We start from the raw sequence: 23,326 nt of genomic DNA on the forward strand, positions 1-23,326 counted from the left end.
CAGAGCTTTACGACCCGAAGGCCTTCATCGCTCACGCGGCGTTGCTCCGTCAGACTTTCGTCCATTGCGGAAGATTCCCTACTGCTGCCTCCCGTAGGAGTCTGGGCCGTGTCTCAGTCCCAGTGTGGCCGATCACCCTCTCAGGTCGGCTACGCATCGTCGCCTTGGTGAGCCGTTACCTCACCAACTAGCTAATGCGCCGCAGGTCCATCTATAAGTGACAGCCGAAGCCGCCTTTCAATTTCGCACCATGCGGTGCAAAATGTTATCCGGTATTAGCCCCGGTTTCCCGGAGTTATCCCAGTCTTATAGGCAGGTTACCTACGTGTTACTCACCCGTCCGCCGCTAACTTCTTAAGAGCAAGCTCTTAATCGGTTCGCTCGACTTGCATGTATTAGGCACGCCGCCAGCGTTCATCCTGAGCCAGGATCAAACTCTCCAATAAAGTTTGTCTAGCATCATAAATAAAAATTGACGTTTCACGTTGTTTGTTTCGTTCAGTTTTCAAAGAACTTATCCGTCGCTCAATTGCGACTTCCTTATGTTAACATCTCAGTTATTCAATGTCAACAATGTTTTTTATTTCTTTTTCCGCTTGATGAATTTGTTCATCAGCGACGAATATTAATTTATCATATATAAAACTATACCGTCAATACTTTTTAATAAAAAATTCTTTTTCTCATATACTTTGTACAATCTTCAGGTGGAGCAATTCTTGTAAATAAGGTAAATAACAATTTATATCTCTCTTCCATCGTCTTTTTTACAACAAGATGGATTCTCTTATCCGCAAAATCAAATAACAATTCATCTAACTCTCTTTTTAATACATATTCTAATTCTTTTTGTTCCTGCTCCGTAATCAATAACCCAATCATTCTGTCACCTCAGCCATTTCTTATCCACATAGCACTTCCCTAATATATGTAAAATTAACTAAAGTTATTTTTTATACTTGGAATCAAGTATCTTGTTCTACTTCATACACTAATCTCATCAATCTATTTCTCTAAATATCAAGACAGGATAAAATGAAACTTCTATCATTTGGTTTTTTCCTCCCCACTGACGAAAGGCTCTTACCAATCGGGAGTTATCCACCATCTACCTTCTTCGCTTTCTCCAAATCCCGAGGTAGAGACCTTATTGCCCAAAAGTAGCGGGATAAATTATATAAATCATTATAGTTCAGTATATCCTTTTCTTATGATGTTAATCGTTTAGTTCTCTTTTCTTCTTCTTCTGCATATAAGTAACTGAAAAGGATTGGACAAAGGGGCGGAGAAACGATGTTCTTCTTCTTTATAACAAGTAAACATAAGTTTAAACAAATTAGTCTTATTATTGTGCTTTCCCTTTTTACAGCATGGCTGCTCTTTTTAAAGACATATTCTCATCAATCAGTTTTTTCAACAACTACTGGTCCGAAGGCAATTTATAAAGGAGATACGACCAAAAAACAAGTTGCTTTAACGTTCGATATTAGTTGGGGGGATGAGAAAGCATTACCTATACTAGATACATTAAAAGAAAAAAAGATTACAAACGCCACATTCTTTCTTTCGGCAGCATGGGCAGAACGCCACCCTGATATTGTAGAGCGTATTATAAAAGATGGTCATGAAATTGGAAGTATGGGATACAATTACAAAGACTACACTTCATTAGAAGCAAATGAAATCCGAAGGGATCTCTTAAAGGCACAGGACGTATTTACCAAACTTCAAGTGAAACAAGTTCAACTCCTACGTCCTCCTAATGGCAACTTTAACAAAACGGTATTAAAAATTGCGGATTCTCTAGGATATACGGTTGTACACTGGAGTAATAATTCAAACGACTGGAAAAATCCTGGCGTCAATAAAATTGTTACCACCGTTTCAAAAAATCTACGCGAAGGAGATATCATTCTACTTCACGCTTCTGACTCAGCACTACAGACAAATCAAGCATTACCAATGCTGCTTCAAAAATTAAAAACGGATGGATTGGAAAACATCCCTGTCTCTCAGCTCATCTCTAATACAAAAGCTAAAAGCAAAGACATAGATTGAGCTTGCACCTACTGTCCGCGAATAGCAGGATAAAACAAAAGCTGATTCCAATATAGGAATCAGCTTTTTTGTCCTATTAAACGATGTAACATTAGGACCTGATATGCATTGCACAGCAACAGCGGAACAACCATTAAGTATAACCAATTTGTATCATTGATCCGCAGCGCTGGAACCCATTCAATAACAGTCACAACAATCATAAAGAACAGGGCCGGGACAAAAGCTTTCTTATTCGTTTCTTTACTTTTTATGTAGGCGACAATTGCCCCAAATACAAACAGAGCCCCAGCAACAAAAATATTCACACCAAGTGATGCATTCCCATTTGCAATCAATACAGAGCGCAAGTATACAAAATCAAATAATACAAATGCAATTAAGAAAATTTGTATTGCATTCCAAAGAGATGGGGAGCGGAACATCCCTAGTCCAAATCGATGAATTGTTAAATACGCAAAGAAACCCATTTGACTAATGACACTAAAAATAAACCCTACCCCAAGCAACCAAAAAGAAACTATTAAAATTTCTTTTCCGTCGAAATTTTGAAAAAACTTATTGTACTTGTCCCACTCTAAAAGAAAACCGATAAAAATTGTACTGCTTCCCCCAAGAATCAACGTCGTCCCAAAAAGTCGTACCCATTTTCGGCTATTCACATACATATCCCCCAATATATATATTTCTAATTAAATTGTAACAATGTCATTTTTAAAAAGCTAGCCATCAATATGTATAAATTCCTTCAAGATATTTATATTAAAAAGAGAAATATGTGAAAGGAGCCCCGGCTGATGAAACGGAATCTGCTCATTTTGGTCTCTTTCATCCTTTTTATCGGAATAGTTGCATGTGCACCACAAAAAGAAGCAAAATCCCAATTAGACTATGATCAAACGAAAAAAATGATTATTGATATTTTAAAAACGGATCAGGGGAAAAAAGCAATCCAAGATGTACTAACCGATGAAAAAATGAAACAAGCTCTTATTTTAGATGAATCTGTAGTAAAAAAAACGATCGAAGATACTATGGTATCAGACAAAGGGCAACAATTTTGGGAAAAAGCATTTAAAGATCCTGAGTTCGCCGCTAAATTTGCAAAAAGCATTGAGAAAGAGCAAACAAATTTAATGAAAACATTATTAAAAGATCCTGAGTATCAAGCAGGTGTTATAGAAATCATGAAAAATCCAGAAGTTGGGAAAATCATGATGCAAACAATGAAAAGTAAAGAGTATCGTCAATATTTACAGCAAGTCATAACCGAAACTGCCGAAAGCCCACTATTTCAAACAAAAATGATTGATATTATTAGTAAAGGTGTTGAAAAGGCTCAGAAAAGTGGCGGTGAGCAGAAAAAAGAAGGCGGAGCAGGCGAAGGAAAAAAAGCACAAAAATAACCCTCGTACTGAGGGTTATTTTTGTTCAATCGCCGCTCTCTCAATTACTTGCTTAGCAATTTGTTTATAAATTACGCCAACTCGATGCTCCTCATCGTATACAGATGGAGCAAATTCTTCTGTATTCCAATCTGGCTGCTGGAGAGGGATTTGTCCAAGTACTACTGTACGAAGTTCTTCTGCTAGCTTTTCTCCTCCACCTTTTCCAAAAACATATTCTTTTTCACCAGTTACTTTACTTTCGAAATAAGACATATTTTCCACAACACCAATAATCTCATGCTCTGTTCGAAGTGCCATTGCACCAGCTCTAGCTGCTACAAAAGCTGCTGTTGGATGAGGCGTTGTCACAATGATTTCCTTACAAGATGGAAGCATAGAATGTACATCCAATGCTACATCACCTGTACCAGGAGGTAAGTCCAATACTAAGTAATCTAAATCACCCCACTCTACTTCTGTGAAGAAATGATTTAACATTTTCCCAAGCATTGGTCCTCTCCAAATAACAGGCGCATTGTCTTCTACGAAAAAGCCCATAGAAATAACTTTCACACCCAAACGCTCCACTGGGATAATTTTATCACCTCGTACAATAGGACGTTTTTCAATTCCCATCATATCCGGTACACTAAATCCATATATATCAGCATCAACGATTCCAACTTTTTTCCCTAATCTAGCAAGAGAAATCGCTAAATTTACAGAAACCGTCGATTTTCCAACGCCTCCTTTTCCACTTGCTACTGCTAGGAAAGTTGTTTTTGAATGCGGTGATAACAAAGATTCACCCTGCTCTTCTTGTGGAGCAAATTGTAATTGTTCTTCTTCCGTAAATTCTGTAAAACGCAGACCAACTGTTGCTGCTCCTAATTCTTTCACTAATTTCACAATTGTCCCTTGCAACTGCATTTGTTCCGCTGTTCCTGTTTTCACAATCGCAATTTTAATGCTCACATGTTCTTTCTCCGATTTCACAGCGACTTCTTTAATAGCATTTGTTTCTTTTAATGTTTTATTTAGAAAAGGATCTACAATCCCTTCAAGTGCTTCCACTACTTGTTCTTTCGTTACCATAATCTGTCCCGCCCCCTGTACAAAAATAAGATGAAATAATTCAAACTAAGTTCTTACGAGCATGTAATAGCTCAGCCGAACGAAATAAATGCGTTTTCATTGTAAGTATAGCATATTTTCGGAAAACTCCGTTACAAAGAAGAACCCTCCTTAATCGGGAGGGTTTCCTTTCTCAGTAAAATATCGCAGGACCCCGCGATAAATAGCAGCAGCAACTTTTTGCTGATATTTCTCTGAGTTTAATAAATATCTTTCATTTACATTAGATAAAAAGCCAGCTTCAACTAACGCACCAGGTGTTTTTGCATGCTTTAATAAATACACATGAGAAATTGTCTTTGCAGAACGTTTCGTATTTTCGAGACTTGTTCGTAGTTCAGCTTGAATAAATTTTGCTGCCCGCTCATTTTCTACTAAAGAACGATAATAAAATGTTTGTGCCCCTTTCGAATCGCCACTTGGGAGGGCATTCAAATGCACACTGACAAAAAAGTCAATATCAGACTTATTAATGATATCAACACGTTTTTTTAAGTCCTCCGCTTTGCGGCGACTATATCCCTTTGTACTTTTGTCTGCTAAATCATAATCTCCATTGCGCGTTAAAATAACGAGCGCTCCTTGTTCTTGTAAATAATCTCGTACTTTTTTTGTAATTTCCAATGTAATATCTTTTTCAACAATATCTTCTCCGCCAACCGCCCCTCCATCCGGGCCACCATGACCAGCATCTAGTACAATAATTTTTCCAGACAAAGGCAAATTCCAAGCTCTCCATGATTTTGTAATTTGAAAATCCTGCTTCGCCAAGAAAAAGAGTACAACCGCCGCTAACATAAAAGAAATAATTCGAATTCTTTTCATACCTTTCCCCCTCTAGCTAGTCCCTCTACTTACTTATATGGGACAAGAGGAAAGTTTATGATTTTCTTAATGCAGCTTCATGCGATATCTTTTCTCACCCTTTTCATATCCTTGTTGCCACCAAGCACTAATAAAGTGCTGACATAATGTATATAAGTGATCATCTTCGTTTTCTTCTAAAGTATGCAAAGGAACGCTTGTTAAAAAATAAAATAGCATTTCTGTTAATTGAATTTCCTCATGAGACGATCTATTTTTCACATCTAAAAGTGATTCTCCATAATAGCCAAACTTACTATACCTGGCTCCTAATAGATAAGATTCAATACCTAACTCTATACAATAATCTTCATAATGACGATGAAATGTATCCATACAAAAGCAATCCCGAATATTTTCTCTGAGTTTTTGTAATGATAATTCACGCAGTATGTTACGTTCATACTTCAGCTGCTTTTCTCTTTGTTTTTCTTTCAGGCTCACAATAACATTCATAGTACTTAAAACCTCCCTATGTACGTATTAGTCTAAACTTCTCAGTAGGAAGCATACACAAGAAGATAGCACTAAAATATTCCAAAGAAGGAGATGCTAACAGAAGATGTTTAAGAACATAAAAAAACCCCAGCCAAAAGGCTGAGGTTTGAAGTTCGCAAAAATTAACGTTTTGAGAACTGAGGTGCACGACGAGCACCTTTAAGACCGTATTTTTTACGCTCTTTCATACGTGCGTCACGAGTTAATAGACCTGCACGTTTTAATGTTAAACGGTATTCTGGATCAGCTTTTAATAAAGCGCGAGAAATACCGTGACGGATAGCACCAGCTTGACCAGTGTATCCACCGCCATGTACGTTTACAAGTACATCGTAGTTACCTAAAGTTTCTGTTGCAACTAGAGGTTGTTTCACTACTTCACGTAATGCAGCAAATGGGATATAGTTTTCAAAATCACGACCGTTAATGATAACGCGTCCTTCGCCTGGAACTAGGCGTACGCGTGCTACTGAACTCTTACGACGTCCAGTACCATTGTATTGTACCTGTGCCAAAGTAAGCCCTCCTTTAATTAATTATCCGCGAAGTTCGTAAACTTCTGGTTTTTGTGCTTGGTGTGGATGCTCAGATCCAGCATACACATTTAATTTTTTAGACATTTGACGTCCTAAACGTCCTTTTGGAAGCATGCCTTTAATAGCAAGCTCTAACATTTGTACAGGGTAGTTTGTACGCATTTCTAGAGCTGTTCTTTGCTTAAGTCCACCTGGGTGGTTAGTGTGACGGTAGTAAATTTTATCGTTTAATTTATTACCTGTTAAGTGAATTTTCTCTGCGTTAATAATAATTACATGATCACCAGTGTCAACGTGTGGTGTAAATGTTGGTTTGTTTTTACCACGTAAAATGGATGCTACTTCACTAGAAAGACGACCTAAAGTTTGACCTTCAGCGTCAATCACATACCATTTACGCTCAACTTCGTTAGCTTTTGCCATAAAAGTCGTACGCATTTGTTTCCCTCCTACTCGTTATCTTTTCCATAGAAAAAATCTATTGTTTATCTTAAACACGATTTCCTTCCGGGGCTAATCGTGGTTTTAGAAACAATACCATATGTTATGATATCCTTTTGAGTTTCTAATGTCAAGCAAATGTTACACCAGGATTAGTTGTTATAGTTTACCTCCCATAAATACAGGCCTTGCCCCGGTACCATCTTCCCTGCAAAACGACGGTCTTGTTTTTTTAAAATATCAGGAATACTTTCAGGAGAAATTTTTCCTTGACCAACGCTAAGCAGCGTACCGACAATAATTCGAACCATGTTATACAAAAAACCATTTCCAACAAAGCGAAAGACTAGCTCATCACCTTGTTCTATTAAATCTATTTCATAAATTGTTCGCACTTTATCCTTTTTATCAGTTTTTGCCGAACAAAATGAAGTAAAATCATGCGTTCCAATAAAATAAGGAATCGCTTTTCGAATGGATTCTATTTGTAATGCATATGGATATTGATATACATAATGTCTACGAAATACATCTGCTTTTTTAGATAACAATACACGATAGCGATATTCTTTTTTTACAACACCATATCGTGCATGAAAGTCTAAAGTTTTTTTCTCAGCCTGCTGCACAACAATATCATCTGGAAGCATTGTATTTAAAGCAGCCATCCATTGCTCTCCTGTTAATGATAACGGTGTATCAAAATGAATGACTTGCCCTTTGGCATGGACAGTGGAATCTGTTCTTCCTGACGCTTGTACACGAACAGGCTCTCCTTTATGCACCTTTTGCAAGGCTTTCTCTATTTCTTGTTGAACAGTACGGTGATTCGGTTGAATTTGGTATCCACAAAAATTCATTCCATCATACGCGACTGTGCATTTTATTCTTTGCATATTCATACTCTCCATTACGATCGAACTAAAATTAAAATACAAGCTAAACCACATAGACTCAAGAGTGTTAATGTATCAAGCCATTTCCATTCTAATTGCCGGAATTTCGTACGGTATCCATTACTTTGATAACCTCGTGCTTCCATAGCAATCGCTAAGTCCTCTGCACGTTTAAACGCACTAATAAATAGTGGTACAAGTAACGAGATAATCGCTTTCAACCTATCTTTTATTGGACCACCTGCAAAGTCTATACCACGAGAAGCTTGTGCTTTCATAATTTTACTCGTTTCATCCATCAAAGTCGGAATAAAGCGCAACGAAATAGACATCATAAGTGCAATTTCATGAACAGGGACTTTTAAACGTTTTAAAGGATGCAATAGTGTCTCCATGCCATCTGTAATTTCAATTGGTGTTGTTGTTAATGTTAAGAGAGTGGTCAGTAAAATAATGACCAAAAAACGAATGGAAATATAAATTCCCTGCTCCAACCCTTTTTCATATATAGAAAACCATCCAAATTGAACGAGTACAGCACCTTCTTTTGTTGTAAAAATATGCAGAAAGAATGTGAATAAAAAAATCCATAAAATAGGCTTTAATCCAGACAGAATATAACGAATCGGCACTTTTGCAAAAAACAAAGCAATGAGTGCATACAAAAATAGCAAGCCATATGAAATTGCATTATTTGCTAAAAATACAACAAATACATATAAAAAAACAATTAACAGTTTTGCACGAGGATCCAGTCTATGAATAGCAGATTCTCCCGGAATATATCTTCCGATAATCAGCTGCTGCATAATGAATCCCCACCTTTTCTAAACAGTTGTATGACTTCATCTGCTAAATCTTCTAAAGACAAGGTGGCTTTTGGTATAGAAATGCCAAATTTCTCTTCAATTTCCCGCTTATACTTCAGCGACATCGGAAGAGACACACCAATTTGTTCAAGTTCGTCTGCATGCGTAAAGACTTCCTCTGATGTTCCTTGCAAAAAGACCGTTCCTTTATGCATGACAACAATGCTTTCTGCATATTTTGCAGCATCCTCCATATTATGTGTCACAAGAATCACCGTAAGGTCTTTTTGCTGGTGAAGATGATAAAACATCTCCATAAGCTCATTCTGGCCCTTTGGATCAAGTCCTGCCGTTGGTTCATCTAATACTAATACCTCAGGCTCCATCGCTAATACACCGGCTATAGCAACACGTCTCATTTGTCCTCCGCTTAATTCAAACGGAGATCGTTCTAATAGTTCTTCTGATAGCCCAACCAATCGAATAGCATCTTTTGCCTTTTGTTTCGCTTCATACTTAGACACACCAAAATTTAAAGGACCAAAACAGATATCTTTTTCCACTGTTTCTTCAAATAACTGATGCTCTGGAAATTGAAAAACAACCCCAACTTTTTTTCGAAGAGGTTTTAATTTTTTTACTTTCTTTTGAGAAGATATTGTATACTCTCCAATGCGAACAGTTCCACTCGTTGGTTGTAATAAACCATTTAAATGTTGGATCATCGTTGACTTACCCGAACCCGTATGACCGATAATCGCATAATATCCACCACTAGGAAACGCAATATCTATGTCGTAAAGGGCTCGTTTTTCAAATGGGGTTTTATATTGATAACGATGCTCTACTTTTTGGAATGTAATCTCCAAAGTTCGTTCACCAAACTTTCCATTGTAAGATGCATTGATTGTAAAGGAATTTCATTGCTTTTCAACAATTCTGCCATTTTCACAGAAAATGGTACGTCTAAACCGATTTCTTTCAGCATTTTCGGTGATCGAAAAATATGCTCAGGCGTTCCTTCTTCTAATATTTCTCCACGATTTAAAATAATAATACGATCCGACTGCGCTGCTTCCTCTAAATCGTGAGTAATTGAAAGAACTGTAACCCCTTTCGTACGAACAAGATCTCTTACTGTTTCTACCACTTCTCTACGGCCTTGTGGGTCAAGCATAGATGTTGCTTCATCTAATACTAAAATAGACGGCTGAAGTGCCAATACGCCCGCAATTGCAACGCGTTGCTTTTGCCCACCTGATAAATAATGAGGTTCTTCATTTTGAAACTCTTCCATTCGAACGAGCTCCAAAGCGTGCTTCATACGCTCTATCATCAGTTCCCTGGGCATTCCTATATTTTCAAGTCCAAAGACAACGTCATCCTGTACAGTTGTTCCAACAAATTGATTATCTGGATTTTGAAAGACCATTCCAATCTGTTTCCGAATATCCCATACAGTTTCTTCAGATAAAACAAGAGTTTCATTTACAGTAATTGTTCCTGCTGATGGTAAGAACAAGCCATTTAATAACTTTGCAAGCGTGGATTTTCCTGACCCGTTTTGCCCAATAACAGATACCCATTCTCCTTCATATAAAGAGAATGAAACGTCACGCAGGGCGTAAGAAGCAGCTTGAGGATATTGAAATGATATGTTCTCAGCACGAAGCTTCTCTTTTTTCACTCGTGGGCACCCTCTTCCATTATTCAGCCAAATAAAATAAAACTTCCATCAGTGTTTTTTCATCCCGCACTGATGGAAAGCTCTCACCAATCGGACTTTTACGGGCAGTTATCTCCCACCTAACTTCCCCGCTTCTCTCTGAATCTTGAAGTGGGAGTCTAACTGCCCGCAAATAGCGGCATAAACGTTTTCTTCTATACTTAAAAAAAAAGGGCCATGACCAGTTACTTAAAAAGTACTGTCCTGCCCTTTTGCTTGTCATTATACTAACTCGATAATTACCATTGGTGCAGCGTCACCGCGACGTGGACCAATTTTTGCAATACGAGTGTATCCGCCTTGACGCTCAGCATAGCGTGGAGCTACATCAGCGAATAATTTTTGTAATGCATCTTGACCAGTCTCAGCATTAGCAACTTCATTACGAATGTAAGAAGCTGCTTGACGACGAGCATGAAGATCTCCGCGTTTACCTAAAGTGATCATTTTTTCCACTACAGAACGAAGTTCTTTTGCACGAGTTTCTGTCGTTTGGATGCGCTCGTTGATAATTAAATCAGTAGCTAAGTCACGTAACATAGCTTTACGTTGCGCACTTGTACGGCCTAATTTTCTGTATGCCATTCGTAGTTCCCTCCTTTGTTGATGAGTTTAAATCCTCAGTCGTCTTTACGTAAGCCTAAACCTAGTTCTTCTAGTTTATGCTTAACTTCTTCTAAGGATTTACGTCCTAAGTTACGAACTTTCATCATATCTTCTTCTGTTTTGTTCGCAAGCTCTTGTACAGTGTTAATACCTGCACGTTTTAAGCAATTATAAGAACGAACAGAAAGATCAAGTTCTTCAATTGTCATTTCTAGAACTTTTTCTTTTTGATCTTCTTCCTTTTCGACCATAATCTCAGCATTTTGCGCTTCATCAGTTAAACCAACAAAGATGTTTAAATGCTCTGTTAAGATTTTGGCACCTAAAGAGATAGCTTCTTTTGGCCCGATGCTTCCATCCGTCCATACATCAAGCGTAAGCTTATCATAATTTGCCACTTGTCCAACACGCGTCTTTTCCACTTGGTAAGTCACACGTGATACTGGAGTATAAATAGAATCAATAGGAATTACACCTATTGGTTGATCCTCGCTCTTATTTGCATCAGCTGGCGTATACCCACGGCCACGCTTTGCAGTTAAACGCACGCGGAAATGCGCATCCTTTGCTAACGTTGCAATGTATAAATCCGGATTTAAGATTTCAACATCACTATCATGAGTAATATCAGCAGCTGTGACAATACCTTCGCCCTGTACATCGATTTCGAGCGTCTTCTCTTCTTCAGAGTAGATTTTGAGAGCTAACTTTTTCAAGTTTAAGATGATCGTTGTAACGTCTTCTACTACACCCTCAACTGTCGAAAACTCGTGTAATACGCCATCGATTTGGATGGCAGTAACAGCGGCACCAGGGAGTGAGGATAAAAGGATACGACGTAAGGAGTTACCCAAAGTAGTACCATATCCACGCTCAAGCGGTTCAATAACGAATTTACCATACTTAGCATCTTCGTTAAGCTCAACCGTTTCGATTTTTGGTTTTTCAATTTCAATCATTTATTAAACCCTCCTTCAAAACGTCGAAACCTCGGTTAGACATAGGAAATCACCTCTATCTAACCGAAAGTCCCCCTTAGGCAGTTCCCGATTGTGCACAACAAGCGATGTTTCTGTACGAAATTTCTCGATAATGCATCATATCCATTATAGACAATAGGGAAAAATCTATACAGAAAAATTATACACGACGACGTTTTGGCGGACGACATCCATTATGAGGTACTGGAGTAACATCTTTAATTGCTGTTACTTCTAGACCTGCAGCTTGAAGCGCACGAATTGCAGCCTCACGACCAGCACCAGGGCCTTTTACAGTAACCTCTAAAGTTTTTAAACCATGCTCCATTGCAACTTTAGCAGCAGTTTCAGCAGCCATTTGTGCAGCGAATGGAGTAGATTTACGAGACCCACGGAAACCAAGTGCACCAGCACTAGACCAAGAAAGCGCGTTACCATGAGTATCTGTAAGAGTTACGATTGTGTTGTTGAAAGTAGAACGAATATGAGCGATACCAGCTTCAATATTCTTTTTCACACGTTTTTTACGAGTGTTTGTTTTACGTGCCATTGTTAGTTCAACCTCCTTTACTTATTATTTCTTTTTATTTGCTACTGTACGACGTGGACCTTTACGTGTACGAGCATTGTTTTTAGAGTTTTGACCACGAACTGGTAAACCACGACGGTGACGAAGACCACGGTAAGAACCGATCTCCATTAGACGTTTAATGTTAAGAGAAACTTCACGACGAAGGTCTCCTTCAACTTTGATACGATCGACGATATCACGGATACGTCCTAATTCGTCTTCAGTTAAATCGCGAACTCGTGTTTCTTCAGAAACACCAGCTTCAGCAAGAATTTTTTCAGCAGTTGTGCGACCAATGCCGAATACGTAAGTTAAAGAAATAACAACGCGTTTGTCACGAGGAATATCTACACCTGCGATACGTGCCATTCCGAATGCACCTCCTTCTGATTAACCTTGTTTTTGTTTATGTTTAGGGTTTTCACAAATAACCATTACTTTTCCACGTCTACGAATAACTTTACATTTTTCGCAGATCGGCTTAACTGACGGTCTTACTTTCATGTCTCGAACCTCCTTAAAGATTACGGAGTGCTATATTATTTAAAGCGGTACGTGATACGACCACGATTTAAATCATACGGAGATAATTCTACCGTAACTTTATCTCCTGGTAAAATACGAATGAAGTTCATACGGATTTTACCAGAAACGTGAGCCAATACAACATGCCCATTCTCTAATTCTACTTTGAACATAGCATTTGGCAACGTTTCAATAACGGTACCTTCGACTTCAATTACATCATCTTTAGCCATTCAATGTTCTCCCTTCTTCAAATCAGTAACATTCTACACTGTTCTGAAATTCCGGAGAGCCAGCTACCTATAAAGTGGTAAGGATTTCGTATCCTGCTTCTGTAAGAGCAATCGTGTGCTCAAAATGTGCACACCATTTACCATCTACCGTTACCACTGTCCAGTCATCAGATAGTGTTTTTACATATCGTCTTCCTTGGTTCACCATCGGCTCAACACAAATGACCATTCCCGGTTTTAATCTAGGGCCTTGATTCGGTGGACCATAGTGTGGGATTTGTGGGTCTTCATGTAAGTCTTGCCCGATTCCGTGACCGACATACTCCCTAACGATCGAGAATCCATTATCTTCAACATACGTTTGAATCGCATGTGAAACATTAGATAATCGTTCGCCCGGTTTTGCGTGTTCTAGACCAAGATACAACGATTTTTCTGTGACATCAAGTAGCTTTTGAACAGATTCGGAAATGTTTCCTACTGGATACGTCCATGCAGAATCTCCATGGTATCCATTATATTTCGCACCAATATCGATACTAATAATATCGCCTTCTTGGAGCTTGCGCTTTCCTGGAATCCCGTGTACAAGCTCTTCGTTTACCGAAGCACAAATGCTTCCCGGAAATCCGTTGTATCCTTTAAAAGATGGCGTGGCGCCATATTTTAGAATCGTTTTTTCCGCTATTTGATCGAGCTCTTTCGTTGTAATTCCTGGGGCAATATGCTTTTTTAACTCTTGATGAGTTAAAGCAACAATCTTGCCAGCTTCTCGCATAATCTCGATTTCGCGAGGAGTTTTGCAAATAATCATTACGCTAAGCCTCCGATGAGAAGATCGACATCAGCAAATACTTTATCGATATCTTGCTCACCATTAATGCTTTTTAAGTAACCAAGCTCTTCGTAGAAATCAAGCAACGGCTTTGTTTGCTTAATATTCACTTCTAAACGATTTGCTACAGTTTCTTCGTTGTCATCAGAACGCTGATATAACTCGCCACCACATTTATCACATACGCCCTCTTTTGCTGGCGGATTGAATTCTAAGTGGTAAGTCGCACCGCACTCTTTACAAATGCGACGGCCTGTTAAACGTTTTAACAGCAATCCTGAATCCACATTAATGTTTAAAACATAATTGATCTTTTTGCCAAGATCTTTCATGATTTCTTCAAGAGCTGACGCTTGTGCAACTGTTCGTGGAAAGCCATCTAATAAGAAGCCTTTTACGCAGTCTTCTTGGCTTAAACGCTCACGCACGATTCCGATTGTAACTTCATCTGGTACAAGTGCTCCTTTATCAATAAAGGACTTCGCTTGTAAACCAAGTTCAGTTTCATCTTTCATAGCAGCACGGAACATATCTCCTGTTGAAATGTGAGGGATGTCATACTTGGCAACAATCTTTTCGGCTTGTGTGCCTTTACCAGCACCTGGAAGCCCCATTAGAATTAAGTTCATCTGTATTCCCCCTCATCAATGAGCATGTAGGGAAGATGCCTCTTCCCACTTACTCACTGTTTGATAAACCCTTTGTAATGGCGTTTTACTAATTGACTTTCGAGCTGTTTCATTGTCTCTAAAGCAACACCGACAACAATCAGTAAACTCGTTCCACCAATCTGAGCAGATTGTGGCAGATTTGCAATTTGAATAAATAAAACAGGTAGAATTGCAATTGCCGCTAAGAAAATTGCACCTACAAAGGTCAAACGATACAAGATCTTTGTTAGATATTGTTCTGTATTCTTACCCGGACGAATACCAGGAACATATCCACCTTGTTTATTTAAGTTTTCAGCCATCTGTTCAGGATTCACTTGAACAAATGCATAGAAATATGCAAAGGCAATAATTAGTGTAACATATATGATCATACCCACTGGATGAGTATAGTTAAAGTTCTTAATAATCCACTGCGATATTTCATATTTCGGGAAAAACTGTGCAATAGTCGGAGGCGTAATCAAGAATGAAACAGCAAAAATTACTGGAATAACACCAGCACTATTTACCTTAAGTGGTAAATGAGTGTTTTGTGCTCCAGTATAACCACCATTTCCAGTTACGCGCTTCGCATATTGAATCGGGATTTTTCTAACAGCTTGTTGAATGTAAATAACACCAACAATAACCGCTAACACAGCTAACAAAATTAAACCAACTTTTACGATACGGATGAACAAGTCTTCTCCGGCATTTTGGAACTGCTGTGCATACACTTGACTTATAGTATTTGGGATAGCTGCGGTAATACCTGCAAAGATAATAATAGAAATACCGTTTCCTACTCCCTTTGCAGTAATCTGCTCACCTAACCACATTAGAAATGCAGTTCCGGCAGTCAGCACCGTAGCAATATATAAGTATGTTGACCAGCTAGGATCCGTAATTAACTGTCCACCTGCCATACCGTTAAAACCGATTGACATACCAAGTGCTTGAATAAAAGCAAGAACAATTGTAAAGTAGCGGGTAAACTGATTTAACTTACGACGGCCCATTTCCCCTTGTTTTGACCATTCCGTAAATTTAGGAACAACATCCATCTGCAATAATTGCACGATGATGGATGCTGTAATGTACGGCATGATTCCCATCGCAAAGATGGAGAATTTTTTCAAGGCTCCGCCGCCAAATGTATTCAGAATACCCAATACATTCAACTGGTCTTGCGCTCTCAGTACATCTGCATTTGTATGAGGCACTGGGATGAACGTGCCAATCCGAAACACGATTAACATCGCTAAAGTGAACAATATTTTATTTCTTATCTCAGCAACGCGCATAAAGTTGGAGATTGTGCGAAACATTAGATCACCTCAACTGTTCCGCCAGCCGCTTCAATCGCTTCTTTTGCAGTTGAAGAGAACTTGTGAGCTTTAACAGTAAGCTTTTTCTCTACTGCACCGTTTGCAAGAATTTTAACACCGTCATTTAATTTGCTGATAACGCCAGTCTCAAGCAATAATTCAGGTGTTACTTCTGTACCGTCTTCAAAACGATTTAACGTTGTTAAGTTAACGATAGCAAACTCTTTACGGTTAATGTTTGTGAAGCCGCGTTTTGGTAAACGACGGAATAATGGAGTTTGACCACCTTCAAAACCAAGACGAACACCGCCACCAGAACGTGCGTTTTGTCCCTTATGGCCTTTTCCAGCAGTTTTACCATTACCAGAACCGATACCACGACCTACACGGTTACGAACTTTACGAGAACCTTCTGCAGGTTGTAATTCATGAAGTTTCATTCCCAGGCACCTCCTTATATTAATGAGTTATCATTAAGCTTCTTTTACAGTTACAAGGTGAGAAACTTTGTTGATCATACCGCGAATAGCAGGAGTTTCTTCCTTAACTACAGTTGAATTCAACTTTTTAAGACCTAAAGCTTCTACAGTCGCACGTTGATCTTGTGGACGACCAATTACACTACGAGTGAGGGTAATTTCTAACTTTTTCGCCATTATGTTTTCCCTCCTTCTTAACCTAGTAGCTCTTCTACAGATTTACCGCGTAATTTTGCAACATCTTCAGCACGCTTAAGATCTTTTAATCCATTTACAGTAGCACGGATCATGTTAATTGGTGTGTTAGAACCAAGAGATTTAGAAAGAATATCTTGTACACCAGCTAATTCAAGAACCGCACGAACTGGACCACCAGCGATAACTCCAGTACCTTCTGCAGCAGGTTTTAAGAATACTTCACCCGCTCCAAATTGACCGATGATTTCGTGTGGAATTGTTGTACCAACTAATGGTACTTCGATTAAGTTTTTCTTAGCATCTTCGATAGCCTTGCGGATTGCATCTGGTACCTCTTGCGCTTTACCAGTACCGAATCCAACATGACCGTTTTTATCACCAACTACAACCAGTGCAGCGAAGCGGAAACGACGACCACCCTTAACAACTTTCGCAACACGATTTATCGTAACTACACGCTCTTCAAGTTCAAATTTACTTGGGTCAATGCGACGCATCTATTTTCCCTCCTTTGACCATTAAAATTGTAAGCCAGCCTCACGAGCAGCTTCAGCTAAAGCTTTAACACGACCATGGTATAAGTAACCGCCGCGATCAAATACTACTTCTTTAACGCCTTTCTCTACAGCACGTTTAGCAACTAATTCGCCAACTTTAGTAGCAGCATCAGTGTTGCCTGTACCGTTAAGAGTAAGTTCTTTATCAAGAGTAGACGCGCTTGCTAATGTTACACCGTTTACATCATCAATTACTTGAGCGTAAATGTGTTGATTAGAACGGAACACGTTTAAACGTGGACGCTCAGCAGTACCAGCAAGCTTTGCACGTACACGTGCGTGTCTTTTCTTACGAACCGCATTTTTATCAGGTTTAGTGATCATTCTTGTCACTCCTTTCTTTCACCTAACGGGTTTACTTAGCAGTTTTACCTTCTTTACGACGTACAACTTCGCCTTCGTAACGAATACCTTTGCCTTTATATGGCTCTGGAGCACGTACAGCGCGAACGTTAGCAGCGAATTCGCCAACACGTTGCTTGTCGATACCTTTGATTACGATCTTTGTAGGAGCAGGAACTTCAACTTCAAGACCAGCTTCTGGAGTCATCTCAACTGGGTGAGAGTAACCTACGTTTAATACAAGTTTGTCACCTTGTTTTTGTGCACGGTAACCTACACCGATTAATTCAAGTCCGCGAGCGAAACCTGCTGTTACACCTTCAACCATGTTTCCAAGAAGAGCACGAGTTGTTCCGTGTAATGCACGGTGTTCCTTCTGTTCAGAAGGACGTTCTACTGTTAAGATATTTTCTTCAATTTTGATAACCATATCAGCATTGAAAGTACGAGTTAATTCACCTTTAGGGCCTTTTACAGTTACAGTATTATTTTCTGCTACTGTAACTGTAACACCTGCAGGGATTTCAAGAATCTTTTTACCAATACGAGACATGTGGTCACACCTCCGTTCGTTTAAATATTATATTACCAAACGTATGCTACTACTTCTCCACCAGTTTGTAATTGACGAGCATCTTTGTCAGTCATTACGCCCTTAGATGTAGAAACAAGTGCAATACCTAATCCGTTAAGTACACGTGGTACTTCATCAGCTTTTGCATAAACGCGTAAGCCAGGCTTACTGATACGCTTTAATCCAGTGATTACACGCTCATTGTTTACACCGTATTTTAGGAAAATACGAAGGATACCTTGTTTGTTATCCTCGATGTATTCCACATCACGAATGAAACCTTCACGCTTTAGGATTTCAGCGATTTCTTTTTTGATTTTAGAAGCAGGAACTTCTAATTTCTCATGACGTACCATGTTCGCATTACGGATGCGAGTAAGCATATCTGCAATTGGATCTGTCATCACCATGTGTTTTACCTCCTTCCCATTTGTGGGTATTACCAACTAGCTTTTTTAACACCAGGAATTTGACCTTTATATGCAAGTTCACGGAAACAAATACGGCAAAGTTTAAATTTGCGGTATACAGAATGCGGACGACCGCAGCGCTCGCAACGTGTATATTCTTGCACTTTAAACTTAGGAGTACGCTTTTGTTTCGCAATCATAGATTTTTTAGCCACGTTTTCGCCTCCTCTACTTAGCGTTGGCTTCCATTATTTTTGGAATGGCATACCGAATTGTGTTAAAAGTTCACGAGCTTCTTCATCAGTTTTCGCTGTAGTAACGATTACGATGTCCATACCACGAACTTTGCTTACTTTATCATAATCAATCTCAGGGAAAATTAATTGCTCTTTAACACCTAATGTGTAGTTACCACGACCATCGAAAGATTTCTTAGAAACACCACGGAAATCACGTACACGTGGTAAAGAAACTGATACTAATTTGTCGAAGAACTCATACATTTGCTCGCCGCGTAAAGTAACCTTTGCACCGATAGGCATACCCTCACGAAGACGGAAACCTGCGATAGATTTTTTAGCGCGAGTTACAACAGGCTTTTGACCTGCGATTTGTGTTAATTCTTCTACAGCACTGTCTAATGCTTTAGAATTGGATACCGCGTCACCAACACCAGTGTTGATTACGATCTTTTCGATTTTCGGTACTTCCATTACAGATTTATAGTTAAACTTGCTCATAAGAGCAGGAGTAATTTCTTTTTGGAATTTCTCTTTAAGGCGATTCAATGAAGGGACCTCCTTTCATATAGAACTTATTTATCTAATAATTCACCAGATTTTTTTGCAACACGAACTTTTTTACCATCTTCCACTTTGTAACCTACGCGAGTAGGTACACCTGTTTTAGGATCTAATGGCATAACATTAGATACGTGGATAGGTGCTTCTTTCGTGATAATTCCACCTTGTGGATTTAACTGAGATGGCTTAGAGTGCTTCTTAACAACGTTAACACCCTCAACGATAACACGGTTTTCTTTTGGGAAAGCTGCAAGGATAACACCTTGTTTTCCTTTGTCTTTACCACTGATTACCTGTACTTTATCACCTTTTTTTACATGCATCTTACTTCTGCACCTCCTTAGCAAGGCAAGACCTTAAATTATAGAACTTCTGGAGCTAAAGAAACGATCTTCATGAAGTTGTTATCACGTAATTCACGAGCTACTGGTCCGAAGATACGAGTACCACGTGGGCTCTTATCGTCTTTAATGATAACCGCTGCGTTTTCATCAAATTTGATATAAGAACCGTCTGGACGACGAGCACCGCTCTTCGTACGTACTACTACTGCTTTAACAACGTCACCTTTTTTAACAACGCCACCTGGTGTTGCTTGTTTTACCGTAGCAACGATAATATCACCGATGTTTGCGTATTTACGACCAGAGCCGCCTAATACTTTAATTGTTAAAAGTTCACGTGCGCCAGAGTTGTCAGCTACTTTCAAACGAGATTCTTGTTGGATCATGTTATGAAACCTCCCTTCGGACTTAAAATTCCGATTCGTCTATTTAGATAATAACCGCTTCTTCAACGATTTCAACTAAACGGAAACGCTTAGTAGCAGAAAGCGGGCGAGTTTCCATGATTTTTACGATATCGCCAACTTTTGCTTGGTTTTGCTCATCATGCGCTTTGTACTTCTTAGAATACTTAACGCGTTTTCCGTACAAGGAATGAGTTTTGTAAGTTTCAACTAAAACTGTAATCGTTTTGTCCATTTTGTCAGAAACAACACGACCAGTATAAACTTTGCGTTGGTTACGTTCGCTCACTTTGCAAACCTCCCCTCAATTTATCGATTAATTCCGATCTCTCTTTCACGAACTACAGTTTTCATACGAGCAATCGCTTTACGCACTTCACGGATGCGTGTTGGATTCTCTAATTGTCCTGTAGCAAGCTGGAAGCGAAGATTAAACAACTCTTCCTTTAACGCTTTAACTTTTGTTTCGATTTCGGCAGTGGTTAATTCACGAATATCATTAGTTTTCATTAGATTCACCACCATTTTCTTCACGTTTTACGAATTTACATTTCACTGGTAACTTGTGAGCTGCAAGACGTAATGCTTCGCGTGCTACCTCTTCAGATACACCCGCGATTTCAAACATAACCTTTCCAGGTTTTACTACTGCTACCCAACCTTCTGGAGCCCCTTTACCGGAACCCATACGTACTTCTAGAGGTTTAGCAGTGTAAGGTTTAGAAGGGAAAATTTTAATCCAAACTTTACCGCCACGTTTCATATAACGAGTCATTGCACGACGAGCTGCTTCGATTTGACGGTTTGTAATCCAAGAAGCCTCTTGAGATTGTAAACCAAACTCACCAAAATGTACTTCAGCGCCACCTTTTGCACGACCACGCATTTTACCACGATGCTCTCTACGATATTTTACGCGTTTAGGCATTAACATATTATTTTCCTCCTTCCTCAGAAGCTTTCTTTTTTGTAGGAAGGACTTCTCCACGGTAGATCCATACTTTTACGCCTAATTTACCGTACGTTGTATCAGCTTCAGCTGTTGCATAGTCAATATCAGCGCGAAGTGTATGAAGTGGAACAGTTCCTTCACTGTAAGATTCTGCACGAGCGATATCAGCTCCGCCAAGACGACCAGAAACCTGTGTTTTAATACCTTTAGCTCCTGCACGCATAGCACGTTGAATTGCTTGCTTTTGTGCACGACGGAAAGATACACGGTTTTCTAATTGACGAGCGATGTTTTCGCCTACTAATTTAGCGTCAAGATCAGCTCTCTTAACTTCTAAAATGTTGATGTGTACACGTTTACCTGTTAATTGGTTAAGAGCTTTACGAAGTGCTTCAACTTCTGTACCACCTTTACCAATTACCATACCAGGCTTTGCAGTGTGAATTGTAACATTTACACGATTTGCTGCACGCTCGATTTCTACTTTAGAAACAGCAGAATCTTTTAAGCGAACGTTGATGTATTCACGAATTTTGATGTCTTCATGTAAGAATGTAGCATAATCTTTTTCAGCGTACCAGCGAGATTCCCAATCACGAATGACACCGACACGAAGACCAACTGGACTAACCTTTTGACCCATCGATTATCCCTCCTTCTTTTCTGATACCACAACTGTGATGTGGCTTGTGCGTTTGTTAATTTGGCTTGCACGACCCATTGCACGTGGACGGAAACGTTTTAACGTTGGACCTTCGTCAACGAAAACTTTTTCAACAACTAAGTTGTTTACATCCATTTCATAGTTATGTTCTGCATTTGCAATTGCAGATTTTAAAACTTTCTCTACAACTGGAGAAGCAGTTTTTGGTGTGTGGTTAAGGATAGCAATCGCTTCACCCACTTGCTTACCTCGGATTAAGTCTACTACTAAACGAACTTTACGAGGAGCAATACGAACTGTTCTCGCTACTGCTTTAGCTTGCATTGAAGTGCCTCCTCTCATTATCTTCTAGTTTTCTTATCGTCAGCATCATGACCTTTGTACGTACGAGTTGGTGCGAACTCACCTAATTTGTGACCTACCATATCTTCAGTTACGTATACAGGAACGTGTTTACGACCGTCATATACAGCGATTGTATGACCAATAAACTGTGGGAAGATCGTTGAACGACGAGACCAAGTTTTTACAACTTGCTTTTGCTCAGTTTCATTTAACTTTGCAATTTTGTTCATTAAATGATCATCAACAAATGGTCCTTTTTTCAAGCTACGAGCCATTTTGGTGCCTCCCTTCGTGATTGCCGTACGGTTCTAGAGATGAACCGTACTACAACCCCATTATTTTTTACGACGACGAACGATGAATTTGTCAGACGCTTTATTTTTCTTACGAGTTTTGAATCCAAGAGTTGGTTTACCCCATGGAGACATTGGAGACTTACGTCCGATTGGTGAGCGACCTTCACCACCACCGTGTGGGTGATCAACTGGGTTCATTACAGAACCACGAACAGTTGGGCGCTTGCCTAACCAGCGAGAACGACCCGCTTTACCGATTTTAATAAGCTCATGGTGCTCGTTACCTACTTGACCTACTGTAGCGCGGCAAGTAGCTAGCACTAAGCGTACTTCACCAGAAGTTAAACGTACAAGTACGTATTTACCTTCTTTACCAAGTACTTGAGCAGATGTACCAGCAGAACGAACTAATTGTCCACCACGGCCTGGTTTAAGCTCGATGTTATGAACAACTGTACCTACTGGAATGTTGATTAATGGTAATGCATTACCGATTTTAATGTCTGCTTCTGGGCCAGACATGATTTCCATACCTACTTCTAAGTTTTTAGGAGCAAGGATGTAACGTTTTTCACCGTCAACGTAGTTAATTAATGCGATATTCGCAGAGCGGTTTGGATCGTATTCGATCGTAGCAACGCGTCCAGGAATTCCATCTTTGTTACGTTTGAAGTCGATGATACGGTATTGACGCTTGTGTCCGCCACCTTGGTGACGTACAGTGATTTTACCTTGGTTATTACGTCCAGCCTTTTTGCTTAAAGGCGCAAGTAATGATTTTTCCGGTCTATCAGTCGTGATTTCAGCGAAATCATTCGTAGTCATGTTACGACGACCGTTAGTAGTTGGATTATACTTTTTGATTGCCATCTGATTT

The 23,326-nt window shown here is 39.3% G+C and carries 39 protein-coding genes and 1 rRNA gene (1 of these 40 running past the window's edge); 2 read left to right on the top strand and 38 right to left on the bottom strand.

Annotated features, from left to right (window positions below):
* Positions 1 to 446, bottom strand: a 16S ribosomal RNA gene (locus AB1279_RS23300); it reaches 1,105 nt to the left of the window's first position.
* Positions 447 to 663: 217 nt separating this feature from the next.
* On the bottom strand, positions 664 to 882 hold the full coding sequence (locus AB1279_RS23305; RefSeq protein ID WP_429761183.1) for a hypothetical protein: 219 nt from the start codon (positions 880 to 882) through the stop codon (positions 664 to 666).
* 411 nt (positions 883 to 1,293) lie between these two features.
* Between AB1279_RS23305 and pdaB the strand changes: the two genes are divergently transcribed.
* Positions 1,294 to 2,058 carry a polysaccharide deacetylase family sporulation protein PdaB gene (gene pdaB, locus AB1279_RS23310; protein WP_429761184.1) on the top strand — a complete coding sequence of 255 codons (765 nt, stop codon included), beginning with the start codon at positions 1,294 to 1,296 and terminating at the stop codon, positions 2,056 to 2,058.
* 59 nt (positions 2,059 to 2,117) lie between these two features.
* Here pdaB and AB1279_RS23315 read toward each other — a convergent pair whose 3' ends face one another.
* Positions 2,118 to 2,720, bottom strand: coding sequence for a KinB-signaling pathway activation protein (locus AB1279_RS23315; protein WP_429761186.1), 603 nt, complete (start codon positions 2,718 to 2,720; stop codon positions 2,118 to 2,120).
* Positions 2,721 to 2,855: 135 nt separating this feature from the next.
* Here AB1279_RS23315 and gerD point away from each other — a divergent pair, with 135 nt between their 5' ends.
* On the top strand, positions 2,856 to 3,464 hold the full coding sequence (gene gerD / locus AB1279_RS23320) for a spore germination lipoprotein GerD (RefSeq protein WP_336484584.1): 609 nt from the start codon (positions 2,856 to 2,858) through the stop codon (positions 3,462 to 3,464).
* Between the two features lie 15 nt (positions 3,465 to 3,479).
* Here gerD and AB1279_RS23325 read toward each other — a convergent pair whose 3' ends face one another.
* The 35 genes from AB1279_RS23325 to rplB form a co-directional block, all read right to left on the bottom strand.
* A complete protein-coding gene (locus tag AB1279_RS23325) occupies positions 3,480 to 4,541 on the bottom strand; it encodes a P-loop NTPase (RefSeq protein WP_429761188.1) in 1,062 nt (353 codons plus the stop codon).
* Positions 4,542 to 4,691: 150 nt separating this feature from the next.
* Complete coding sequence (gene cwlD, locus AB1279_RS23330) at positions 4,692 to 5,405, bottom strand: N-acetylmuramoyl-L-alanine amidase CwlD (protein ID WP_336484582.1); 714 nt, start codon at positions 5,403 to 5,405, stop codon at positions 4,692 to 4,694.
* Between the two features lie 66 nt (positions 5,406 to 5,471).
* Complete coding sequence (locus tag AB1279_RS23335) at positions 5,472 to 5,900, bottom strand: DUF2521 family protein (RefSeq protein WP_429761190.1); 429 nt, start codon at positions 5,898 to 5,900, stop codon at positions 5,472 to 5,474.
* A 164-nt stretch (positions 5,901 to 6,064) separates the two neighbouring features.
* Positions 6,065 to 6,457 (bottom strand): 30S ribosomal protein S9, encoded by a 393-nt coding sequence (rpsI, locus tag AB1279_RS23340; RefSeq protein ID WP_020063209.1) that lies wholly within the window; start codon positions 6,455 to 6,457, stop codon positions 6,065 to 6,067.
* Between the two features lie 21 nt (positions 6,458 to 6,478).
* A complete protein-coding gene (gene rplM, locus AB1279_RS23345; protein ID WP_035434682.1) occupies positions 6,479 to 6,916 on the bottom strand; it encodes a 50S ribosomal protein L13 in 438 nt (145 codons plus the stop codon).
* Between the two features lie 155 nt (positions 6,917 to 7,071).
* A complete protein-coding gene (gene truA / locus AB1279_RS23350) occupies positions 7,072 to 7,815 on the bottom strand; it encodes a tRNA pseudouridine(38-40) synthase TruA (protein ID WP_429752811.1) in 744 nt (247 codons plus the stop codon).
* Positions 7,816 to 7,829: 14 nt separating this feature from the next.
* Positions 7,830 to 8,624, bottom strand: a complete 795-nt coding sequence (locus tag AB1279_RS23355; RefSeq protein WP_429761192.1) for an energy-coupling factor transporter transmembrane component T family protein — start codon at positions 8,622 to 8,624, stop codon at positions 7,830 to 7,832.
* On the bottom strand, positions 8,612 to 9,493 hold the full coding sequence (locus AB1279_RS23360; protein WP_429761194.1) for an energy-coupling factor ABC transporter ATP-binding protein: 882 nt from the start codon (positions 9,491 to 9,493) through the stop codon (positions 8,612 to 8,614). Before AB1279_RS23360 ends, AB1279_RS23355 begins: the two co-directional genes overlap by 13 nt.
* Positions 9,469 to 10,311 carry an energy-coupling factor ABC transporter ATP-binding protein gene (locus tag AB1279_RS23365; protein WP_336484576.1) on the bottom strand — a complete coding sequence of 281 codons (843 nt, stop codon included), beginning with the start codon at positions 10,309 to 10,311 and terminating at the stop codon, positions 9,469 to 9,471. The genes AB1279_RS23360 and AB1279_RS23365 overlap by 25 nt, the downstream gene beginning before the upstream one ends.
* 261 nt (positions 10,312 to 10,572) lie before the next feature.
* The gene (gene rplQ, locus AB1279_RS23370; protein WP_098310011.1) at positions 10,573 to 10,935 is read right to left on the bottom strand and encodes a 50S ribosomal protein L17; all 363 of its coding nucleotides are present in this window, start codon (positions 10,933 to 10,935) and stop codon (positions 10,573 to 10,575) included.
* Positions 10,936 to 10,970: 35 nt separating this feature from the next.
* Complete coding sequence (locus tag AB1279_RS23375; protein ID WP_000569645.1) at positions 10,971 to 11,915, bottom strand: DNA-directed RNA polymerase subunit alpha; 945 nt, start codon at positions 11,913 to 11,915, stop codon at positions 10,971 to 10,973.
* Between the two features lie 181 nt (positions 11,916 to 12,096).
* Entirely contained in the window at positions 12,097 to 12,486 is a 390-nt protein-coding gene (gene rpsK, locus AB1279_RS23380; RefSeq protein WP_154710865.1) for a 30S ribosomal protein S11, read from the bottom strand.
* A 24-nt stretch (positions 12,487 to 12,510) separates the two neighbouring features.
* Positions 12,511 to 12,876, bottom strand: coding sequence for a 30S ribosomal protein S13 (gene rpsM, locus AB1279_RS23385; RefSeq protein ID WP_035433696.1), 366 nt, complete (start codon positions 12,874 to 12,876; stop codon positions 12,511 to 12,513).
* Between the two features lie 21 nt (positions 12,877 to 12,897).
* A complete protein-coding gene (gene rpmJ / locus AB1279_RS23390; RefSeq protein WP_000868344.1) occupies positions 12,898 to 13,011 on the bottom strand; it encodes a 50S ribosomal protein L36 in 114 nt (37 codons plus the stop codon).
* 35 nt (positions 13,012 to 13,046) lie between these two features.
* Positions 13,047 to 13,265 carry a translation initiation factor IF-1 gene (infA, locus tag AB1279_RS23395; protein WP_020062312.1) on the bottom strand — a complete coding sequence of 73 codons (219 nt, stop codon included), beginning with the start codon at positions 13,263 to 13,265 and terminating at the stop codon, positions 13,047 to 13,049.
* A gap of 67 nt (positions 13,266 to 13,332) precedes the next feature.
* Positions 13,333 to 14,079 (bottom strand): type I methionyl aminopeptidase, encoded by a 747-nt coding sequence (gene map / locus AB1279_RS23400; RefSeq protein ID WP_336484574.1) that lies wholly within the window; start codon positions 14,077 to 14,079, stop codon positions 13,333 to 13,335.
* A complete protein-coding gene (locus AB1279_RS23405) occupies positions 14,079 to 14,729 on the bottom strand; it encodes an adenylate kinase (RefSeq protein ID WP_098310009.1) in 651 nt (216 codons plus the stop codon). The genes map and AB1279_RS23405 overlap by 1 nt, the downstream gene beginning before the upstream one ends.
* Positions 14,730 to 14,782: 53 nt before the next feature.
* Positions 14,783 to 16,081, bottom strand: a complete 1,299-nt coding sequence (gene secY / locus AB1279_RS23410) for a preprotein translocase subunit SecY (protein WP_336484573.1) — start codon at positions 16,079 to 16,081, stop codon at positions 14,783 to 14,785.
* On the bottom strand, positions 16,081 to 16,521 hold the full coding sequence (rplO, locus tag AB1279_RS23415; RefSeq protein WP_098310007.1) for a 50S ribosomal protein L15: 441 nt from the start codon (positions 16,519 to 16,521) through the stop codon (positions 16,081 to 16,083). The genes secY and rplO overlap by 1 nt, the downstream gene beginning before the upstream one ends.
* Before the next feature lie 33 nt (positions 16,522 to 16,554).
* On the bottom strand, positions 16,555 to 16,737 hold the full coding sequence (rpmD, locus tag AB1279_RS23420) for a 50S ribosomal protein L30 (RefSeq protein ID WP_020062307.1): 183 nt from the start codon (positions 16,735 to 16,737) through the stop codon (positions 16,555 to 16,557).
* 17 nt (positions 16,738 to 16,754) lie between these two features.
* Entirely contained in the window at positions 16,755 to 17,255 is a 501-nt protein-coding gene (gene rpsE, locus AB1279_RS23425; protein ID WP_154710862.1) for a 30S ribosomal protein S5, read from the bottom strand.
* A gap of 21 nt (positions 17,256 to 17,276) precedes the next feature.
* Positions 17,277 to 17,639, bottom strand: a complete 363-nt coding sequence (gene rplR, locus AB1279_RS23430) for a 50S ribosomal protein L18 (RefSeq protein WP_336484571.1) — start codon at positions 17,637 to 17,639, stop codon at positions 17,277 to 17,279.
* 31 nt (positions 17,640 to 17,670) lie between these two features.
* Positions 17,671 to 18,210, bottom strand: coding sequence for a 50S ribosomal protein L6 (rplF, locus tag AB1279_RS23435; protein ID WP_336484570.1), 540 nt, complete (start codon positions 18,208 to 18,210; stop codon positions 17,671 to 17,673).
* 32 nt (positions 18,211 to 18,242) lie between these two features.
* Positions 18,243 to 18,641: a 30S ribosomal protein S8 gene (gene rpsH / locus AB1279_RS23440; protein WP_020062303.1), complete on the bottom strand. Its 399-nt coding sequence runs from the start codon at positions 18,639 to 18,641 to the stop codon at positions 18,243 to 18,245.
* Between the two features lie 29 nt (positions 18,642 to 18,670).
* Positions 18,671 to 18,856, bottom strand: a complete 186-nt coding sequence (gene rpsN / locus AB1279_RS23445) for a 30S ribosomal protein S14 (protein WP_001085700.1) — start codon at positions 18,854 to 18,856, stop codon at positions 18,671 to 18,673.
* Between the two features lie 33 nt (positions 18,857 to 18,889).
* Positions 18,890 to 19,429: a 50S ribosomal protein L5 gene (gene rplE / locus AB1279_RS23450; RefSeq protein ID WP_020062301.1), complete on the bottom strand. Its 540-nt coding sequence runs from the start codon at positions 19,427 to 19,429 to the stop codon at positions 18,890 to 18,892.
* A gap of 26 nt (positions 19,430 to 19,455) precedes the next feature.
* Positions 19,456 to 19,767, bottom strand: coding sequence for a 50S ribosomal protein L24 (gene rplX / locus AB1279_RS23455; RefSeq protein WP_429761197.1), 312 nt, complete (start codon positions 19,765 to 19,767; stop codon positions 19,456 to 19,458).
* A 38-nt stretch (positions 19,768 to 19,805) separates the two neighbouring features.
* Positions 19,806 to 20,174 carry a 50S ribosomal protein L14 gene (gene rplN / locus AB1279_RS23460; RefSeq protein WP_035433708.1) on the bottom strand — a complete coding sequence of 123 codons (369 nt, stop codon included), beginning with the start codon at positions 20,172 to 20,174 and terminating at the stop codon, positions 19,806 to 19,808.
* A gap of 43 nt (positions 20,175 to 20,217) precedes the next feature.
* Complete coding sequence (gene rpsQ, locus AB1279_RS23465) at positions 20,218 to 20,481, bottom strand: 30S ribosomal protein S17 (protein ID WP_011983253.1); 264 nt, start codon at positions 20,479 to 20,481, stop codon at positions 20,218 to 20,220.
* 20 nt (positions 20,482 to 20,501) lie between these two features.
* Complete coding sequence (rpmC, locus tag AB1279_RS23470) at positions 20,502 to 20,702, bottom strand: 50S ribosomal protein L29 (RefSeq protein ID WP_000855718.1); 201 nt, start codon at positions 20,700 to 20,702, stop codon at positions 20,502 to 20,504.
* Entirely contained in the window at positions 20,692 to 21,126 is a 435-nt protein-coding gene (gene rplP, locus AB1279_RS23475; protein ID WP_020062298.1) for a 50S ribosomal protein L16, read from the bottom strand. Before rplP ends, rpmC begins: the two co-directional genes overlap by 11 nt.
* A gap of 1 nt (position 21,127) precedes the next feature.
* On the bottom strand, positions 21,128 to 21,787 hold the full coding sequence (gene rpsC, locus AB1279_RS23480; RefSeq protein ID WP_429752817.1) for a 30S ribosomal protein S3: 660 nt from the start codon (positions 21,785 to 21,787) through the stop codon (positions 21,128 to 21,130).
* A 3-nt stretch (positions 21,788 to 21,790) separates the two neighbouring features.
* Positions 21,791 to 22,132 (bottom strand): 50S ribosomal protein L22, encoded by a 342-nt coding sequence (rplV, locus tag AB1279_RS23485; RefSeq protein WP_011983250.1) that lies wholly within the window; start codon positions 22,130 to 22,132, stop codon positions 21,791 to 21,793.
* A gap of 17 nt (positions 22,133 to 22,149) precedes the next feature.
* A complete protein-coding gene (gene rpsS / locus AB1279_RS23490) occupies positions 22,150 to 22,428 on the bottom strand; it encodes a 30S ribosomal protein S19 (protein ID WP_020062296.1) in 279 nt (92 codons plus the stop codon).
* A 60-nt stretch (positions 22,429 to 22,488) separates the two neighbouring features.
* Positions 22,489 to 23,319: a 50S ribosomal protein L2 gene (rplB, locus tag AB1279_RS23495; RefSeq protein ID WP_098310002.1), complete on the bottom strand. Its 831-nt coding sequence runs from the start codon at positions 23,317 to 23,319 to the stop codon at positions 22,489 to 22,491.
* Positions 23,320 to 23,326 lie beyond the last annotated feature (7 nt).

The organism is Bacillus sp. S14(2024), from assembly GCF_050473785.1.
Classification (GTDB): Bacteria; Bacillota; Bacilli; order Bacillales; family Bacillaceae_G; genus Bacillus_A; species Bacillus_A yunxiaonensis.